Annotated in this window: 19 protein-coding genes; 10 read left to right on the forward strand and 9 right to left on the reverse strand. The window is 67.6% G+C overall.

Annotated features, from left to right (window positions below; all coding sequences use genetic code 11):
• Nucleotides 1-160: 160 nt before the first annotated feature.
• Nucleotides 161-385, forward strand: coding sequence for a hypothetical protein (locus NC595_RS03360; RefSeq protein WP_253564854.1), 225 nt, complete (start codon nucleotides 161-163; stop codon nucleotides 383-385).
• 152 nt (nucleotides 386-537) lie between these two features.
• Here NC595_RS03360 and NC595_RS03365 read toward each other — a convergent pair whose 3' ends face one another.
• The 3 genes from NC595_RS03365 to NC595_RS03375 all read right to left on the reverse strand — a co-directional run bounded on the left by NC595_RS03365 (nucleotide 538) and on the right by NC595_RS03375 (nucleotide 3161).
• The gene (locus NC595_RS03365; protein ID WP_253564855.1) at nucleotides 538-1257 is read right to left on the reverse strand and encodes a pseudouridine synthase; all 720 of its coding nucleotides are present in this window, start codon (nucleotides 1255-1257) and stop codon (nucleotides 538-540) included.
• A gap of 171 nt (nucleotides 1258-1428) precedes the next feature.
• Nucleotides 1429-2205, reverse strand: a complete 777-nt coding sequence (locus NC595_RS03370) for an ABC transporter permease (protein ID WP_253564856.1) — start codon at nucleotides 2203-2205, stop codon at nucleotides 1429-1431.
• Nucleotides 2202-3161, reverse strand: coding sequence for an ABC transporter ATP-binding protein (locus NC595_RS03375; protein WP_425493061.1), 960 nt, complete (start codon nucleotides 3159-3161; stop codon nucleotides 2202-2204). Before NC595_RS03375 ends, NC595_RS03370 begins: the two co-directional genes overlap by 4 nt.
• An 83-nt stretch (nucleotides 3162-3244) precedes the next feature.
• Here NC595_RS03375 and NC595_RS03380 point away from each other — a divergent pair, with 83 nt between their 5' ends.
• Together NC595_RS03380 and NC595_RS03385 are read left to right on the forward strand one after the other, a co-directional pair.
• A complete protein-coding gene (locus NC595_RS03380; protein ID WP_253564858.1) occupies nucleotides 3245-3991 on the forward strand; it encodes an FAD-binding oxidoreductase in 747 nt (248 codons plus the stop codon).
• Between the two features lie 206 nt (nucleotides 3992-4197).
• Nucleotides 4198-4518, forward strand: coding sequence for a hypothetical protein (locus NC595_RS03385; protein ID WP_253564859.1), 321 nt, complete (start codon nucleotides 4198-4200; stop codon nucleotides 4516-4518).
• Nucleotides 4519-4537: 19 nt separating this feature from the next.
• On the opposite strand, the gene NC595_RS03390 is transcribed toward NC595_RS03385, so the two are convergent.
• The 4 genes from NC595_RS03390 to NC595_RS03405 form a co-directional block, all read right to left on the reverse strand.
• Entirely contained in the window at nucleotides 4538-5542 is a 1005-nt protein-coding gene (locus NC595_RS03390; protein ID WP_253564860.1) for a fimbrial protein, read from the reverse strand.
• On the reverse strand, nucleotides 5539-8310 hold the full coding sequence (locus NC595_RS03395) for a fimbria/pilus outer membrane usher protein (protein WP_253564861.1): 2772 nt from the start codon (nucleotides 8308-8310) through the stop codon (nucleotides 5539-5541). The genes NC595_RS03390 and NC595_RS03395 overlap by 4 nt, the downstream gene beginning before the upstream one ends.
• 20 nt (nucleotides 8311-8330) lie before the next feature.
• Nucleotides 8331-9077 (reverse strand): fimbrial biogenesis chaperone, encoded by a 747-nt coding sequence (locus NC595_RS03400; RefSeq protein ID WP_253564862.1) that lies wholly within the window; start codon nucleotides 9075-9077, stop codon nucleotides 8331-8333.
• An 81-nt stretch (nucleotides 9078-9158) separates the two neighbouring features.
• On the reverse strand, nucleotides 9159-9704 hold the full coding sequence (locus tag NC595_RS03405) for a fimbrial protein (protein WP_253564863.1): 546 nt from the start codon (nucleotides 9702-9704) through the stop codon (nucleotides 9159-9161).
• Nucleotides 9705-10102: 398 nt separating this feature from the next.
• Here NC595_RS03405 and NC595_RS03410 point away from each other — a divergent pair, with 398 nt between their 5' ends.
• Genes NC595_RS03410 through NC595_RS03430 form a run of 5 tightly spaced genes read left to right on the forward strand, consistent with a single transcriptional unit; the run spans nucleotide 10103 to nucleotide 14471 of the window.
• Nucleotides 10103-10726: a hypothetical protein gene (locus tag NC595_RS03410; RefSeq protein ID WP_253564864.1), complete on the forward strand. Its 624-nt coding sequence runs from the start codon at nucleotides 10103-10105 to the stop codon at nucleotides 10724-10726.
• Between the two features lie 37 nt (nucleotides 10727-10763).
• Nucleotides 10764-10964, forward strand: a complete 201-nt coding sequence (locus NC595_RS03415; protein ID WP_017463118.1) for a helix-turn-helix transcriptional regulator — start codon at nucleotides 10764-10766, stop codon at nucleotides 10962-10964.
• A gap of 2 nt (nucleotides 10965-10966) precedes the next feature.
• Nucleotides 10967-12538: an alpha/beta hydrolase gene (locus NC595_RS03420; RefSeq protein WP_253564865.1), complete on the forward strand. Its 1572-nt coding sequence runs from the start codon at nucleotides 10967-10969 to the stop codon at nucleotides 12536-12538.
• A complete protein-coding gene (locus tag NC595_RS03425; RefSeq protein WP_253564866.1) occupies nucleotides 12535-13269 on the forward strand; it encodes an ABC transporter ATP-binding protein in 735 nt (244 codons plus the stop codon). Before NC595_RS03420 ends, NC595_RS03425 begins: the two co-directional genes overlap by 4 nt.
• Complete coding sequence (locus NC595_RS03430; protein ID WP_425493063.1) at nucleotides 13266-14471, forward strand: ABC transporter permease; 1206 nt, start codon at nucleotides 13266-13268, stop codon at nucleotides 14469-14471. The genes NC595_RS03425 and NC595_RS03430 overlap by 4 nt, the downstream gene beginning before the upstream one ends.
• Before the next feature lie 168 nt (nucleotides 14472-14639).
• Here the strand turns inward: NC595_RS03430 and NC595_RS03435 are convergent, their stop codons facing one another.
• A complete protein-coding gene (locus tag NC595_RS03435) occupies nucleotides 14640-15491 on the reverse strand; it encodes an alpha/beta fold hydrolase (RefSeq protein WP_253564868.1) in 852 nt (283 codons plus the stop codon).
• Nucleotides 15488-16606 carry a ferrochelatase gene (gene hemH / locus NC595_RS03440; RefSeq protein WP_253564869.1) on the reverse strand — a complete coding sequence of 373 codons (1119 nt, stop codon included), beginning with the start codon at nucleotides 16604-16606 and terminating at the stop codon, nucleotides 15488-15490. The genes NC595_RS03435 and hemH overlap by 4 nt, the downstream gene beginning before the upstream one ends.
• 118 nt (nucleotides 16607-16724) lie before the next feature.
• On the opposite strand from hemH, the gene NC595_RS03445 reads away from it, so the two are divergent.
• Together NC595_RS03445 and tatA are read left to right on the forward strand one after the other, a co-directional pair.
• The gene (locus NC595_RS03445; RefSeq protein WP_253564870.1) at nucleotides 16725-17414 is read left to right on the forward strand and encodes a lipid-binding SYLF domain-containing protein; all 690 of its coding nucleotides are present in this window, start codon (nucleotides 16725-16727) and stop codon (nucleotides 17412-17414) included.
• A 64-nt stretch (nucleotides 17415-17478) separates the two neighbouring features.
• Entirely contained in the window at nucleotides 17479-17715 is a 237-nt protein-coding gene (gene tatA / locus NC595_RS03450; RefSeq protein WP_253564871.1) for a twin-arginine translocase TatA/TatE family subunit, read from the forward strand.
• The last annotated feature ends 11 nt before the right edge of the window (nucleotides 17716-17726 follow it).

The following is a 17726-nucleotide window of genomic DNA, read 5'->3' on the forward strand; positions in this document are numbered from 1 at the left end:
TTACTCACGCGATGCAGCATCGATCGTGCTGGTAGCGTCGAAATTTCGGCGCTACGCTGGGGAGCGGGGGATATGGACACAGGGCTTCGCACCGCTGCCGACCGTACGGGCCAGGCCGCAACGAAGGCGACGCCATCAATCGGCGAGGAGATTGCAGCTCATGAAGATTCGTACCCTTTCCATGGTAGCGGTGCTGACGGCGGTGGCCAGTGGTGCGGTAGCTGGTGAGGCCATCCACTCGGCATCGAACCGGGCGCCGGTCAACCGCATGCACGAGGCATTGGGCATTCGCGATACCCGTGGTTTTGCGGATGTGGTGGACGTGCGCGGTTTCCGTGCCGCGGCGGCGATGCCCGCCTGCAGCACCTGTCACAATAGGCAATAACGCCTAGCGCCCTGCGGCTGCAGGGTGTCCGGATCGAGCGGCCCGCCTTGCGCGGGCCGTTCTGCATCGGGGCTCGGTCAACGATCGTGTCGTGGCGGGCCGGGTGCCCGCGCCGCCTCTTCGTCAGCGGATGTGCCGGGGCTTTCCCGGGATCACCACTGCGTACGGCCAGGCAGTAGACCTTTCAGCTCCACATCGGTGAGATTGCGCCACTGGCCGGGCTTGAGGTGGCCCAGCTTGATGTTGTCGATGCGCACGCGGCGCAGCTGGGTGACGCGGTAGCCGAACGCCGCGGCCATCAGGCGGATCTGGCGGTTCAGGCCCTGGGTCAGCACGATGCCGAAGCCGAATTTGGCGATGCGCCGCACGCGGCAGCGCTGGGTCATCTGGCCATGGATGCGCACGCCCTTGCTCATGCCGGCGAGGAACTCGTCGGTAACCGCCTTGTTCACCGCAACCAGGTATTCCTTTTCGTGCCGGTTTTCGGCGCGCAGGATCTCGTTGACGATGTCGCCGTTGCTGGTGAGCAGGATCAGGCCTTCGGAATCCTTGTCCAGCCGGCCGACCGGGAAGATGCGCTGCGGGTGGTCGACGAAGTCGACGATGTTGCCGGCTACGCTCGTGTCGGTGGTGCAGGTGATGCCGACCGGCTTGTTCAGCGCGATGTAGACCGCCTTCTTGGCCGAGGGCGTGGTGGCCAGGACGCGCGCCTTGACGATCTCGCCGTCCACTCGGACCTCGTCGCCCTCCAGCGCCTTGGCGCCGGTGGTCACGACGTCGCCGTTGATCGTCACCCGCCCGGCAAGCAGCAGCTCGTCCGCCTCACGGCGCGAGCACAGACCGGCTTCGCTGATGTATTTATTGACGCGCATGGGACGAGGAGTGAGTTCAGAGGAGTGAGAGAGGGCGTGGCGGTTGAGGGTCAGGAAGATCGATGAGCGGCGTGCCTGTCGTCCCTGCTTCGGCAGTGAACGAGCGGGCAGGGAGCGCTGCGGGAAGTTCCACCTCCCACTCCTCACTCCTCTCCACTCACTCCTTTGCTCTTACGACCTGAGCCCCACGCCGCGCTTGAGCAACTGCAACGCCACCGCCGACAGCACCACCACAAACAGCACCATCACCGCGAAGGCGGTGCCGATGCCCACATCGCTCACGCCGAGCACGCCGAAGCGGAACGCGTTGACCATGTACAGGATCGGGTTGATCCGCGAGATCGCCTGCCACGGTTCGCCCAGCATGTTGATCGAATAGAACACGCCGCCCAGGTAGGTCAGCGGGGTGAGCACGAAGGTGGGCACCAGCGCGATGTCGTCGAACTTCTTCGCGTAGACGGCATTCACGAAGCCGGCCAACGAGAAGATCGTGGCGCCCAGCAGAACCGAGAGGAAGGTGAGTAGCGGGTGCACCACGTGCAGCGAGGTGAAGAACAGCGCAATCATCAGCACCAGCACGCCCACCACCAGGCCGCGCACCACGGCACCGGTGACGTAGCCGAGCAGGATCACCCAGTTCGGCATCGGCGACACCAGCATCTCTTCCACCGCACGACTGAACTTTGCGCCGAAGAACGAGCTGGAGATGTTGCCGTAGCTGTTGGTGATGATCGACATCATCACCAGGCCCGGCACGATGTATTGCATGTAGGTGAAGCCGCCTTCGATCGTGCCGATGCGGCTGCCGATCAGCTTGCCGAAGATCACGAAGTACAGCGTCATGGTGATCGCCGGCGGGATCAGCGTCTGCGTCCAGATACGCATGATGCGGGCGATCTCGCGGCGCACGATGGTGTATAGCGCGACCATGTTCAGTGAATGGCTCATGCCGCCTTCTCCCGGCCGTTCTCGACGAGCCGCACGAACAGCTCCTCCAGGCGATTGGTCTTGTTGCGCATCGACTTCACTGCGATGCCGTGTTCGGTCAGTGCGGCGAACAGCGCGTTGAGGTCGGAGGTGCGTGGCATTTCAGCTTCCAGCGTGTGCTCGTCGATGCGGCGCAGGGTGATGTCAGACAACTGCGGCAGCTGGTCGGGCGCAGCGGTGACGTCGAGCACGAAGGTCTCCGAGTCGAGCTTGGCCAGCAGGCGCTTCATCGAGGTGTTCTCCACGATGGTGCCGTGGTCGATGATCGCGATGTTGCGGCACAGTTGCTCGGCTTCCTCCAGGTAGTGCGTGGTGAGGATCACCGTGGTGCCGGCGGCATTGATGGCGCTGACGAACTGCCACATCGAGCGGCGGATCTCGATGTCGACGCCGGCGGTGGGTTCGTCGAGGATCAAGAGCTTCGGCTCGTTCATCATCGCGCGGGCGATCATCAGGCGTCGCTTCATACCGCCGGAGAGCATGCGTGCCTGGTGGTGCGCCTTGTCCCACAGGCGCAGCTCCTTCAGGTATTTCTCGGCGCGCTCGGCGGCGATCTTCCGCGGGATGCCGTAGAAGCCGGCCTCGTTGACGCAGATGTCGAACGGCTTCTCGAACTGGTTGAAGTTGATCTCCTGCGGCACGAGGCCGATCAGCTTCATCGCCTCGTTGCGCTGCTTGTTGACGGAGACGCCGAACACCTGGGCGTCGCCGCCGGTGGAGTTCACCAGCGAGGAGAGGATGCCGATCAGGGTCGACTTGCCGGCGCCGTTGGGGCCGAGCAGGGCGAAGAAGTCGCCGGGCTGCACGGTCAGGCTGACGCCCTTGAGCGCCTCGACGCCGTTGCCGTAGGTCTTGCGCAGGTTGTCGACGACGAGCGCCGGAACCGGGGAAGCGGTAGGTGTGGACATGGGCTGCATCGATGGGGGCAAGCCCCCTATTATAAAGGGCTTGTCCACGCCGCCCGCGTCTGCCGGGTGCACACAGCGTTTCCGGGAGCCCCATGGCCGACCACTTCACCCTCCGCCTCGTCGACAGCCGCATGCTGGCGCCCACCGTGCGCCACCTCGTGTTCGAGCGGGCCGACAGCCAGCCGCTGGCCTTCGTGCCGGGGCAGTTCCTGCAGGTCCACTTCCACTACGCCGACGGCACGGCGACCAAGCGCAGCTACTCGGTGGCCACGGTGGGCGACGGCCGCTCGCCGGTGCAGCGCATCGAGATCGCGGTGAGCTACGTGGAGGGCGGCGCGGCCACCGCGCTGCTAGGTGGGCTGACCGAGGGCGACATGATCGAGGCCAGCGGGCCTTACGGCCGCTTCTGCCTGCAGGCCGGCGATATCCACCCGCGCTACCTGCTGCTGGCCACCGGCACCGGCGTGACCCCGTACCGGGCAATGCTGCCGCAGCTGGCCGAGTGGCTGGCGCCCGGTGGCCGCGAAGCGGTGCTGATCTACGGCGCCCGCAAGGAGGCCGAGCTGCTCTACGACGAGGAGTTCACCGCTTTCGCCGCGGCGCACCCGGGCTTCACCTACCTCAGCTGCCTGAGCCGCGAGCCCCGCGCCGTGCCGCGCGCCACCGATCGCATGGGCCACGTGCAAACCGCCCTGCCGGAGCTGGCGCCGGCTGCTGATCGCGACATCGCCTACCTGTGCGGCAACCCCAACATGGTCGACGCTGCATTCGCGGCACTGAAGGAGTTCGGCCTGCCGGTGCCGCAGATCCGCCGCGAGAAGTACATCTCCTCGCGCTGACCCGCCCCGGCAAGGCGGGTGACGCCGGAAAGCCCGGCGTCGGCGCCGTGGGCCGGAAAAGCGTGAAGTGCATCACGGAATCGGGCTCGTCCCCGGGACACCCGGTCAAGTTGCTCCAGTAGCGGCCGATGACCGTCCAAGCCCTCCCCAGCGGAGGCGCCAGGACGAGATTCATGAGGCGGATATTCACAGCAGCCGGATGTGCGATGGCCCTTGCGATGGGGGTCACCTTCGCGCGCGCCGACGCCGGATCCATCAGCTTTTCCGGTGCCGTGGTGGAGCCCACCTGTACGGTGGTCGCCTCCGACGGAATCGCCGGCCCGCAGGGCGCCGGCGTCGCCCAGCCCGACCTGCGCAGCTGTGGCAGCACGGCCAGCGATGCCGGCCAAACCTACGCCCGCAGCGTGGTCCAGCTGGATGCGGCATCCGTCGCGCGAGATCGCCTGCTCAACTACTACGCCGGCTATGCCGGCGCCGGCGCTACCGGCCAGCCGGACGTACGACTTGTCGTGCGCACGTACGAGTGACGTCCTGACGCGGTAGCGGCTACTGGTAGGACAGCGTGAACGTGGCGGTCGCTCCCAGCGTACCCGGACCCACGGTCGCGGCGGTCTGGAAGTAGCGCGCCGAATAGTTCACCGTCATCGTGCCGTTCGGTGTTGCGCCGATCACCGCCGCCGTACCGAACTGCACCGGGTTTCCCGACGAGCTCAACACCTGCACCCCGACTCCCGTGGTCGTGCCGCTTGATGGCGCGATCACGCCGGTCTGTCCGCCGACGGGCGTGCCCGTGGTCATGGTGATCCGCACCGTCGCGCCACTGGAACACTGCAGCCGGATCTGGAACGGTGTGGCGCCGGTCACCGAGCCGACGCCGCTGAACGCGCCGCTGGAGACGGTCGGCAGCGTCACGTCGACGTTCGGCGTGGATACCTGGCATGCGGGGGCAGTGAAGGTCAGCGAGTTCGCCAGGTTGATCACCGCGTCGTAGATCGAGCCGCTGCCGCCCGAGCCGGCCTCGAAGCTCACCAGCGGCCCCATCGACAGCGTGCTGCCGTCGGCGATGGTGCCGGTCTTGACGATTTCCAGGGTCACCGCGTCGGACTCGTACCATGAACTCGACCCGTCGAGGCTGAAGTAGGGATAGGGATAAATGTAGTTGCCGCTCTGCAGGATGCGGTAGCCGACGCCGGGCACGTTGGAGGGAAACAGGTTGGTGGTCGTGCCCGGGGTGACACCGACATCGTTCACCAGGCCCCAGCCGTTGCCGCGGTGCCGGCAGTTGAAATAGACAGTCGGACTGATTGGTGTGGCGGTCGAAGTGAAGAGCACCTGCCCGACCGCGATGCCGGGGTCGTTGACGATGCTGCTGGGCACGGACACGTAGTAATTGCCCTGGCTTGAGCCGCGATCGAATGAGCATGAGGCCCGTGCCGACTGCGACAGGCCGAGCAGCGATAGGGCGGCAAGCAGCACCAGTGCGCCGATACGCCTCCAGCCAGCAGAGGAACGCCGCCTGGTGCCGGCCGCGTCGGGCTTGCCCTGTTTCATCCGTTCGCCCTCCCGGACGGCTTGTTCGTTGATGTGTCCACGCAGGTCGCCTGCTCGGTCGCGTAGACGCCGTTGCTGTCGCGCGACGGGCTCGCCGGGACGCGATAGTCGAAGCTGCAGCGATGGGACGGGTCGTCCGGGTCGCCCCACGCGACGCTGAGCCGCCCGCTCTTGCGGGTGACGCGGGCCATGATGCGCCCGGCCTGGCCGACCACGCCGACCACCTGGCCCTGGTCGTCCTGCACTTCGGCGCCGAACGGCAATGCCGCACCGTCGGGGCGCTGCGCCTGGATCAGCATGAAGCGGCCGCTCTGGGTGGAGAACTTCACCATCACCACTGCACCGGCGCGCGGGGCGACCTGGGTGCTGGTGTTGGCGAGCTGCACGTCCAGCGGCAAGCCGTTCGGGTCGATGGTGATCGTATTGAGCAGGTACGGCGTGAGATACGGCACCACCGCATAACCGCGCCGGTCCACCTTCAGCCCGGTGGTGTTGCCGACGCTTGCGCCGGCGGCATCGGTGGCCTGCACGATGGCCACGGTGTCTCCCAGCGGCTGGCCGAACGTCACGCCGCCCGGGTGCGCGACGATGCCGCCTGCTGCGCTGAACGAGGCCTGCGAGTAGCCGCTGCCCTTGCCGTAGCCGGCATTGAGCAGCACATGCGAGCCGCGGTAACCGCCGCTGAGGCTGGCCGTGGTGCCCGGGCTGCCGCCGCTGACGGTGTCGTCGTGCGTGGCGGTTACGCCGTAGTTGAAGCGGTTGTCGTCGCCGGCGTTGCCACTGAGCGTGGCCTGTTCCTGCATGCCGCCGGCGGTGTCACGTGCGGCGCTGCTGGTAAGTACCGGCGCATGCTCCGTGCTGCCGAGCGGCACGGTGAACGAGGCCATGAAGCGGTTGTCGTTGCGACCGAACAGGTCGCGCTCGCGGCTTGCCGACAGGTTGTAGGTGACCCGGCCCCAGGCGTTGTTGTAGCCGAGCTGGAACTGGGTGTCGGTGCCGCCGCGGTTCCAGTAGCTGCGGACCGATCCGCTCAGGTAGAGCGAGCCACCGCGCTGGCCCAGCGACTGGGTCAGCGCGAGGCTGAAATTGTCGCGCTGGCGGTCGACGCCGTTCTGTGCCGTGAAGTCGACACCGGCCAGGGCCGCCTGCTGCGAGGGGGTCAGCAGGCCGGTCACCGGTACGCCGTTGATCGCCAGGGGGTAGCTGGAGGCGCTGCTGGCGAATACCGGCAGGCCGCGGCGGGCGTAGTCGCGGGCGCTCACCGCGTCGCCGAGCGAGAGATAGCCGCCGGTGGAGCGGCGATAGGCGGCGACGGTGAGCGTCGTGCCGGTTTCGGCGAGCGTCTTGCTGTAGCTCAGTCGCAGGCTCTGCCCGGTCATCGAGTCCATGCCGGGCAGGCGCGTGTGCGCGGCGGCGAGGTCCATGGCGAAGGCGCCGTAGCGGGTGTTCAGTGCCGTGCCGAGCAGCGCCGAGGCGTAGCCGTTCGAGCCGATCACGCCGGCGTAGCCGGTCAGCAGATTGCTGAAGCCGTGCTGGATCGTTCCCTGGATCAGGGTCGGTGTGTCGAGGATGCCTTGCTGGCGCACCTGGCCGGCGACCGCGCTGAAGCGGCTCACGCCCGGGCGCAGCAACTGCGGCACCGAGGCATACGGCACCGAGAAAGTGTGGACGCGGCCGTTGGCCTCGGTGACGCTGACCTGGAGGTCGCCGCCGTAGCCGGTGGCGTAGAGGTCGTTGATGGCGAACGGGCCCGGAGCCACCGTGGTCTGGTAGATCACCATGCCGTTCTGGCGCACGGTCACCTTGGCGTTGCTGTCCGCCACGCCACGCACCGTGGGCGCATAGCCGCGCAGGGACTGCGGCAGCATGCGGTCGTCGGTGGCCAGCTGGACGCCGCGGATGCCCACGCTGTCGAAGATCTCGCCGCTGGTCCACGAGTCGCCGATGGTCAGCTGCGCGTGCAGTTCGGGCACGTCGCGCTGCGCGTAGCTGGCGATCGTCTGCCAGCGGCGGCGGGCGGGCGTGACGCCGATGGCGGACTGCCAGTTCAGCGAGGACTGGTGGCGGAAATGCCAGCGACCGAGGTTGAGGCCGGCGTCCAGGCCGAGGAAGGCGGAGGTCTGCGACACGCCCTGGCTGCTGGTGCGGTAGCTGTTGAAGTTGTAGTTGAGCAGTCCGGCCGTCACCCCGGAGTCCCAGAACTTCGGATCGACGTAGCCGCGCGCCGCCTGGCCGAGGAACGCCTGGGGCACGCTGATGTCCAGCCGCAGGTCGCCCATGTCGAAGTTCGCGCTGGCGCCCGGGATGATGTCGGCGATGTCGATGCAACCCTGTCCGCCGGCGAGGGCGGCCTGGGTCGATTTCGACAGGTCGGCCGGATGCAGGCCGAGCTGGTCGAGCAGTGCGCGGGTGAAGCAGGGCGAGGCGCTCGCGTCGGGGGACGGTGCACTGAAGCGCACATCGTTGCGGCCGACCGGGCGCTCGTTGAGGTAGATGTCGACACTGTAGCTGCCGGCCGGCACGAAATCGCCGCGCTCGAAGCGCGATAGATCGGTGGTGTTCTGCCCGGCGCCGGAGAGCATGCTGCGGTCGAAGTTGGTGTCGACGGCATCGGCATCAGCGCTGGCAGCGTTGGCGCTGGAACCGGCGGGCGCTCCGCTTGCGGCGGCAGCGCGGGCGTGCGGAGCCATGCCGCCGGCGAGCGTGAGCCCGATCAGCAATGACAGGGCCTGGCGCTGGACCGACCGTCCGCGCGAGGCTGCCGTCACGGCGCTCGCCCGTGCCCGGTTCACGGCGCGAGGCTGCCCTTGTAGGTTGCGCCGGCGCCGAAGTCGTTGATGACCGTGTAGTCGACCTGCGCACCGGTGACGGCGCGGTGGAGCGCGGCCAGCGGCAGTCGCAGCGAGGACCTGGGGGCGACCATGCCGGTGCCGGCATCGTAGGTGTGCCCGGCGGCGGTCAGCGAAACCTTGTTGAAGGTGATGTAGTAGGGCGAGCTGTTGCGCGCCTCGAGGGCGAAGCCCCGTGCGTCGGAAATCAGCGACCAGGCGATCTGCCGCGATGCCGTGGCGAAGTCCCCCGCCAGTCCGGAGGGACGGAAGAACAGCTTCAGTCGCGAGCGGATCGCGAACTGCAGGGTGTTCTGTTCCTCGCCGGCCTTGGCCGTGGGCTTGGGCGGGATCTCCAGCACGTTCAGCCAGAACAGCGATTCGCGGTCGGTCGGCAGCGGCTGTCCCGTGTAGACGATGCGCAGGCTCTGACCCTTGCCGGCATTCATGCGCACCAGCGGCGGGGTCACCAGGAACGGCACCTTGGCCGTGTCGGGCGTGGAATTGGGGTCGCCATCGTCGATCCACGCTTCGATGAGCGCGGGATGGCTGCCGTTGTTGGTGAGGCGGATCGTCACCTCGCCGGTGGCGGCGGGAAACACCACGCGGGTCCCGGCGATCACGACGCTGGCATGGGCGGAGGGTGCGCCAAGCACGAGCGCGAGCACGAGCAAGGCTGCGCCGACGGTGCAGAGCAGGCTTTTCATGGTGCGTTCCGGAGACAGGGCCGGGTACGGCAGGCGGAGGGCGGCCGCCCTCCCGATGACGGGCGGCCGCGAGACAGCGACTTACTGATAGGTCAGGGTGAAGCCCACGGACGAGGTCACCAGACCGGCGGTGGTGGACGCCGCCGTCGCGATGTACTGCGCCTTCATGCCGGTCGAGCCCGAACCGCCGCTGACGGCGATGGTCGGCGCGTTGGCCTGGCTCGAGGTGTTGATCACCGCGTTGGACGAGTTCAGCAGCTGGATCTGCACATTCGAACCGCCGGTGGTCGTGGTGTTCTTGAGATTGCCGGTGGTGCCGTCGATGTTGGCGCCGTTGAAGGCCATGGCGGCGCTGGTGGTGTTCGCATCGCAGCCGCTGACGCCGACGGTGAAGGAAGTGGTGCCGGCGACGGCGCCCACGGAGCCGAAGGCGCCGGTCATCACGGTCGGCAGCGCCACGGTGGTGCCGGGACCGCCATTGATCGTGATGGTGCAGGTATCGGCCAGGACCTTGCCGGTGAAGTTGATGGTGCCGGTGTTGGTGGCGTGGGCCGGCGAGGCGGCAAAGGCCAGGAAGCCCAGGCCGGCGACAAGGGCGGTCGAAAGCAGCGTCTTCTTGTGGAGCATGGGTTCCCCCTTTGATGATCAGGAAAGTGAATCAGGACAGCAGCCAAGCGTTGGTGGTTTTGGATACCGCGAGTGGATTTAAGCAAGCGACATGCCATGTTTCACCAGCTTCGGGATTTTTCCAGAAAAATCCCATATTTAACAAATTGTTGGGAGTGATTCCTCAGAATCTTGCTGTGAAATTCGCAGGCCCGATTGCGACATACCACGTCACAAATTGCAATCCAGTTCACACTTTTGGCCTAAAGTTTTGTCAGGCACCGCCGACATACGCCGCCCATGTAAAGCTCGCTTGACATGCGCTGGCGCCAGATCTAGGCTTCCTGTCAAGCACGCTTGACAGGAGGGGTCATGAAGCAACCGGGCAACGGGCTGGATCGTCTCGGCGGGGCGGGGACATGAAGCGACTTTCCGAACGCCAGTACCGGCGCCAGGTCGGCGTCACCATGACGCTGTACGTCATCGCGATGCTGGCGGTGTGGCCGCTGGCGAAAGCGGCGCCGGGGCTGTGGGAGAAGGCGGCGCTGACCCTGGTGCCGGCGTTGCCGATGCTCTACGTCATCGGGCTGCTGGTCTACAAGATCGCCTCCAGCGACGAACTCGAGCAGCGTACCCACCTGGTGGCGCTGGGCGTGGCCACGGCCGTGACCGCTTCTTTGAGCCTGGTCGGTGGTCTGCTCGCCACGTCCGGCGCGATCCGGCTCGACGGCACCGTCCTGATCTGGGTGTTCCCGCTGATCATGTTCTGCTACGGCGCGACGCACTGGTGGGTGGTCACCCGCCGCTACGGCGGCAGCATGGATTGTGACGAGACGTCCTCCTGGTCACTTCCGCTCTACTTCCTGCTGGTCGCCGCTTTGCTCGGTGTCGCCACCGTGTTCGCCTGGTGGCATGGGCACATGGACGGATTCAGCCTGGGAGTGATGCTGGGAACGCAGACCAGCTTCGTCGGATTCGCCGCATGGACTGCCTGGCGCCGTTGGCGTCGCCGTCGAGTTGCCGTGGACGCGGCGGGACCATGACCTCCTTGCCTTCCACTCCAGCGGGGCGCGCGCCCCGATGAACAACCGCGTCCGCGACCTGCGCGGAGCGCAAGGCTGGTCGCAGGCGGATCTGGCCGAGCGACTGGACGTCTCGCGCCAGACCGTCAATGCCATCGAGACGGGCAAGTACGACCCCAGCCTGCCGCTGGCCTTCAAGATCGCCCGGCTGTTCGGACAGCCGATCGAATCCATTTTCGACCCGGGGAGCAGCACGTGAGCATGAATCGAAAAGCCCGCATGGGCGTGGCCGTCGCCGTGGCGGTCGCGATCATCGCGGCCAACCACGTCCGCCATCGCCAGGCGCCACCGGCCGTGTCGACACCGGCATCGGCCAGCACCGCCGCTCTGGACACGCCGGTGAAGTCGGCGCCACCGGCCACCTGGAAACTCGGCTCGCTCACGCTGCATGCGTGCGAGCTGGGCCAGCCCGACAGTGGCCGGACCAGCGCGGCCTGGTGCGCGCCGTTCGACGTGCCGGAAAACCGCGCCGATCCGCACGGTCGGCACATCACGCTCAAGCTTGCCGTGGTGCGTTCGGAAGCCGAGGTGCCGGCGAAGGACATGCTGGTGTTCCTCGCCGGTGGCCCCGGCCAGGCCGCGACCGAGAGTGCCGGCGCGGCAATCGCCGCACTTGGCCCGCTGCTCGCGCACCGCAACCTGCTGCTGCTCGACCAGCGCGGTACCGGCGGCTCGAACCCGCTCAGCTGCAAGGACGAAAGCAAGCCGGCCGCGCCGGACGAGGATGTCGACAACGACCCGGCCAAGCTCAAGGCCGAGGTGCAACGCTGCCTGGCGCAGGTGCAGAAAAACGCCGATCCGCGCTTCTACACCACCACGGTCGCGGCGCAGGACCTGGAGGATGTGCGCAAGGCCCTGGGCTCGCCCACGTTCGACCTGGTCGGCGTCTCCTACGGTACGCGCATGGCGCAGCAGTACCTGATGCATTATCCCGACGCGGTGCGTTCGGTGGTGCTCGATGGCGTGGTGCCGAACCAGCTTGTGCTCGGCGAGGACTTCGCGCGCAACCTGGACGACGCGCTGAAGGCGCAGTTCGCGCGCTGCACGGCCGATCCGGCGTGCAAGAAGCGCTTCGGCGATCCCTACCAGACGCTGTACCAGCTGCGCGATGCGCTGCGCGCCAATCCGCACGTGGTCAGCTTCCGCGATCCGCAGAGCTACCAGACCGTGCAGCGCAGGCTCAGCGAGTTCTCGCTAGCCAGCGTGGTGCGCATGTTCGCCTACACGCCGCCGACGGCCGCGCTGCTGCCGCTGTCGATCGACGCCGCCGCGCACGGTGATGTCGGGCCGTTGCTCGGCCAGGCCAAGCTGCTGTCCGGCGACCTGGCCGACACCATGAACGGCGGTATGCAGTCCTCGGTGATCTGCAGCGAGGACGCCGACCTGTTCACCCCGCGACCGCAGGACAAGGACACCATCCTCGGCACACGGATGATCGATGCGCTGACCACCGTGTGCAGCGCGTGGCCGCACGGCACGCGTCCGAAGGATTTCCACGATCCGCTGAAGAGCGACAAGCCGGTGCTGCTGATGTCCGGGCAGTACGACCCGGTGACCCCTCCCCGCTACGGCGACGAGGTGCTGAAGGGGCTGACCGATGGGCGTCATCTGGTCGCGCCCGGCCAGGGCCACAACGTGATCGCCGCCGGCTGCATGCCGAAGCTGGTCAAGCGCTTCGTCGAGGACCTGAAGCCGAAGACGCTCGATGCGTCCTGCCTGAAACGGCTGCAGCCGACGCCGATGTTCATCGATTTCAACGGAGCGACACCATGATCGAGGTAAAGGATCTGCACAAGGCCTTCGGCGCGGTGAAGGCCGTCGACGGCGTTACGTTCGCCGCGCGCGACGGCCAGATCACCGGCCTGCTCGGTCCCAACGGCGCCGGCAAGACCACCACGCTGCGCATGCTCTACACGCTGATGAAGCCGGATCGCGGCCAGGTGCTGGTGGACGGCATCGACGCGGCGGTCGACCCGCTCTCGGTGCGCCGCCGGCTCGGCGTGCTGCCGGACGCGCGCGGCCTGTACAAGCGGCTGACCGCGCGCGAAAACATCGACTATTTCGCCCGTCTGCAGGGCCTGCCGGAAGACGAGTTGCGTACCCGTCGCGAAGCGCTGGTGGCGGCACTGGAGATGGCCGACATCGCCGACCGCCGCACCGAGGGCTTCTCGCAGGGCCAGCGGGTGAAGACCGCGATCGCACGGGCGCTGATCCACGACCCGCGCAACGTGATCCTGGACGAGCCGACCAACGGCCTGGACGTGATGGCCACCCGCGCGCTGCGCGAGTTCATGCGCAACCTGAAGGCGGAGGGGCGCTGCGTGCTGTTCTCCAGCCACATCATGCAGGAGGTCGGCGCGCTGTGTGACCGCATCGTGGTGATCGCCCGCGGCCGCGTTGTCGCAGACGCGACGCCGGACGAGCTGCGCGCGCAGACCGGCGAGTCCAACCTGGAGGAAGCCTTCGTGAAACTGATCGGCAGCGAGGAGGGCCTCGCCGCATGAATGCCCCGATGACCCCCGTACGGCGCGCGCGTGCCGTCCTCACCGTGTTCCTCAAGGAAGTGCGCGAGAACCTGCGCGACCGCCGCACGCTGACCAGCGCATTCCTCACCGGCCCACTGCTGACCCCGCTGATGTTCGTCATGCTGATCAACTTCAGCATCAACCGCGAGCTGGACAAGGCCGAGCAGCCGCTGAAGGTACCGGTGATCGGTGCGCAGTACGCGCCCAACCTGATCAACGCGCTGAAGGAGGGCGGCGTGGTGCCGCAGCCGCCGGTGGCCGATCCGGAGCAGGCGGTACGCGACCAGCAGATCGACCTGGCCCTGCGCATCCGCAAGGATTATCCCGAGGCCTGGCGCAAGGGCGAGCCGGTGCAGGTGGAGTTGATCTACGACTCCTCGCAGCGCGACTCGCGCACGCCGGTCGATCGCGTCACCGACCTGATCGATCATTACTCGAGGATGCAGGGGGCGATGCGACTGGTGGCGCGCGGCCTGTCGCCGGCCACCGCCGTCCCCGTGGTGGTGGCCAAGCGCGACCAGGCCACGGCGCAGTCGCGCGCGGTGCTGCTGTTCAACATCCTGCCATACCTGTTCGTGCTCACGCTGTTCATCGGGGGCATGTACCTGGCGATCGACCTCACGGCGGGCGAGCGCGAACGGCAGTCGCTGGAGCCGCTGTTCGCCAACCCGGTGCCGCGCTGGAAGATCTTCCTCGGCAAGCTGGCGGCGATCTGCGCGTTCTCCACCGCCAGCCTGTTGATCTGCCTGGTCGGCTTCAGCATCGTCGGTCGCTTCGTACCCACCGAGAAGCTCGGCATGGAACTGCACATGGGGCCATCGTTCGCCTTGCACGTACTGCTGCTGCAAGCGCCGATGATCGTCTTGCTGGCGTCGCTGCAGTCGCTGGTGGCCGCGTTCGCCAAGAGCTACCGCGAGGCGCAGACCTACGTGTCGCTGCTTATGATGCTGCCGATCCTGCCCAGCGTGGTGCTGATGGTGATGCCGATCAAGCCGCAGGACTGGATGTATTCGGTGCCGCTGCTGGGCCAGCACCTGGGCATCCTCGACCTGGTCCGCGGTTCCGGCGTCAGCCCGCTGCACCTCGCGCTGTGCCTGGGCGGCAGTGCGGTCGCCGCGGTGATCGTCGCCGGCATCACGATGCAGCTGTACCGCTCGGAGCGGCTGGCTATTTCGGGCTAACTGGAAAGCGAGGAGTGAGCGGAGAGGAGTGAGAGAAAAGCATGGTGCGCGTGCTTTTGCTCACCTACTCCTTTTGCCACTCACTCCGCCGCGATGCGCGCCGGCGAGTGAGGTAGGGCAAGTGCGAGGCTCTGCTTTTGCTTTCTCTCACTCCTCACTCCTCTTTACTCACTTCCGATCCGAGGCCCAATCCGCCACGGCCTCCGGATGCTCCAGCTGCAGATGGTGTCCTCCGGCCAGATGCGTCACCCGGATATCGCGCACGCGTTCGGCGCGGCGCTGCATCGGTCCACCGGGCAGGTAGGAAGTGGCCGGTTCGGCCAGCAGCAGGCGCGTCGGCGCCTCGATGCCGGCGAGCAGGGCATGGATCTGGCTCTCGGCCAGGCGCATCGGGGTGAGGCGATTGATCCGCGGATCGCTGCGCCACTGCCAGCCCCCGTCGACCGCGCGAACGGCACGCTCGATGATCGGCCGGGCCTGGTCGGCAGGCAGGCCGGTGGCCAGGGTGCGCGCGCTGATCGCCTGCTCGATGCTGGCGAAAGTGCGCAGCCGCTTGCCGGCCGGTTCGGCGGCGAACGCACTGCGGAAACGCTGCAGCGTCTGCGTGCCGTCGTCGCCGAGCAGCCCCAGGCCCTCGATCAGCAGCAGTCTTTCGATGCGTTCCGGCCGCGCCGCGGCGACCATCGAGGCGATGCCGGCGCCCAGCGAGTGACCAAGCAGGGCGAAGCGGTCCAGCGCCAGCGCGTCGGCGGCGGCGATTGCCGCGCGCACGTACTCGGGCCAGTGGTAGCTGGCGCCTTCGGCCAGATGATCGGAGTGCCCGTGTCCGGGCAGGTCCAATGCGATCACGTGATAGCTCGCCGCCAGGCGCGGCGCCAGCCGGGCGAAGCTGCCGGCGTTGTCCAGCCAGCCGTGCAGGGCCAGCAGCGGTGGCAACTGCTCGTCGCCCCAGCACTGCGCCGCAAGGGTGAGTGTGGGCAGGGCGATGCGCCGTTCGCGCGGCGAATCCCCGATCTTCATCCGGTACGGCCGCCCATCGCGTCGGCGCGGCCTTTGGCTGCGTTCTGGCGCAGCAGTGCGGCCTTGGCGTCGTAGTCCGGGGCGAACTCAGGCCAGCCCTGCGCGTGGCGCTGCACCAGGTCGGCGATTGCCTTCACCTGACTGGGCGAATCGTTGAGCGCGGGAATGTAGCGCAGGTCGGTACCGCCGCCGGCGAGGAAGAACTCGCGGTTCTGCATCGCGATCTCCTCCAGCGTCTCCAGGCAGTCCACGGCGAAGCCGGGCGAGATCACGTCGAGCCTCTTCACGCCCTCCCTGGCCAGCCGCTTCACCGTCTCGTCGGTGTACGGATGCAGCCAGCGTTCGCGGCCGACCCGCGACTGGAAGCTGACCAGCATCTGTTCCTCGCCCAGCCCAAGCCTGTCGCGCAGCAGTCGCGCGGTGGCGTGGCACTGGCAGAAGTACGGGTCGCCGGCGCGCAGGTAGCGCTCGGGGATGCCGTGGAAGGACAGCAGCAGCTTGTCGCCGCGGCCGCGTTCGGCCCAGAACGCCTCGATGCTGCGCGCCAGCGCGTCGATGTGCGCCGGCTGGTCGTGGTAGTCGTTGACCAGCCGCAGCTCGGGCGGCCAGCGCAGCGTCTTCAGCGTATCGGCCACCGCGTCGATCACCGAGCCGGTGGATGTCGCGGAATATTGCGGATACAGCGGCAGCACCAGCAGGCGGCGCACCCCTTCGCGCTGCATCGCCTCGATCCGTTCGCGCACCGAGGGGCGGCCATAGCGCATGGCCAGGTCGACCCGCACCGGCCCGGGCAGCCGCCCGGCCAGTTCCGACTGCAGGGCGCGGGCCAGTCCCTCGCTGCCGGTCCGCAGCGGCGAACCGTGCTCGGTCCAGATGCGCGCGTACGCATGTGCCGAGCGCTTGGGACGCACGCGCAGGATGACGCCGTGCAGGATCAGCCGCCACAGCCAGCGCGGATACTCGATGACGCGCGGGTCGCCCAGGAATTCCGCCAGGTAGGGGCGCACGGCGGCGGCCGTAGGTGCTTCCGGTGTGCCAAGGTTCACCAGCAATACGCCAGCCTTGGGCGGCTGGTCGTGGGCGTATCCGGCCAGGCCGGTATAGTGGCGGCTCATGTGCGTCGGCGTCGGTCTGGAAATGGCCGTCCAGTCTGCCACAGGGCCGGCTCCGGCCCGCCAGGTCCGCGACCGCACGATCGCCACACCAACCTTCAAGAAATTGCGGAGCCACCCCATGCTGAAAGCTTCCCTGCGTCGATGGTCGCTGCTTGCCCTGGTCCTGCTGCTGCCGGCCGTGGCCGTGCGCGCCGAGGACGCCCCGCTGGACCGCGCGCACAACGCCGTGCGCGTGCTCAACGAGATCATGCAGGCGCCGGACAAGGCGATTCCGCAGGATCTGCTGCGCGATGCCAGGGCGATTGCGGTCATTCCGGACATGATCAAGGCCGGCTTCATCTTCGGCGGTCGCCGCGGCGAAGGCCTGATCTCGGTGAAGACCCGGGACGGCACCTGGTCCAATCCCAGCTTCATCACCATGACCGGCGGCAGCATCGGCTTCCAGGCCGGCGTGTCCTCGACCGACGTGATCCTGGTCTTCCGCACCCAGCGTGGCGTGGATTCCATCGTCAACGGCAAGTTCACCCTCGGTGCCGACGCCTCGGCCGCCGCCGGCCCGGTCGGTCGCACCGCCAGCGCCTCGACCGACAGCCAGATGAAGGCCGAGATCTACTCCTACTCGCGCTCGCGCGGCCTGTTCGCCGGCGTGGCACTGGACGGTTCGGCGCTGCGCATCGACTACGACGCCAATGCCGCCGTGTACGGTGCCGGCATCACCCCGCGGCGCATCTTCGAGGGCGGCGTCAGCAACGTGCCCGGTCCGGTGGTCGACTTCCGCGACCGCCTGGAGGAGTACACTTCCCGCTGATCGGATGGCGCGATCCCGCCCTGCGGGGTCCGCCCTCCCACCGGTTGGGCTTCCTGAGGACATCATGAGCATCTGGCATCTCATCATCCTGCTTATCGTGGTCGTGGTGATTTTCGGCACCGGCAAGCTGCGCAACGTCGGCTCGGACCTCGGTGGCGCGATCCGCGACTTCAAGAAGGGCCTGAACGGCGACGATGAGGGCGAGCCCAAGCCGACCCAGTCCAGCGAGAAGCTGCAGGCCGATCCGCCGCCGGCCGACCGCGCCACGCAGAGTCAGCGCGACTCCAGCGACGCCAAGTAAGCACGTCGGCG

The sequence above is a fragment of the Dyella lutea genome, assembly GCF_024158035.1.
In the GTDB taxonomy this organism is placed as follows: Bacteria; Pseudomonadota; Gammaproteobacteria; order Xanthomonadales; family Rhodanobacteraceae; genus Dyella_A; species Dyella_A lutea.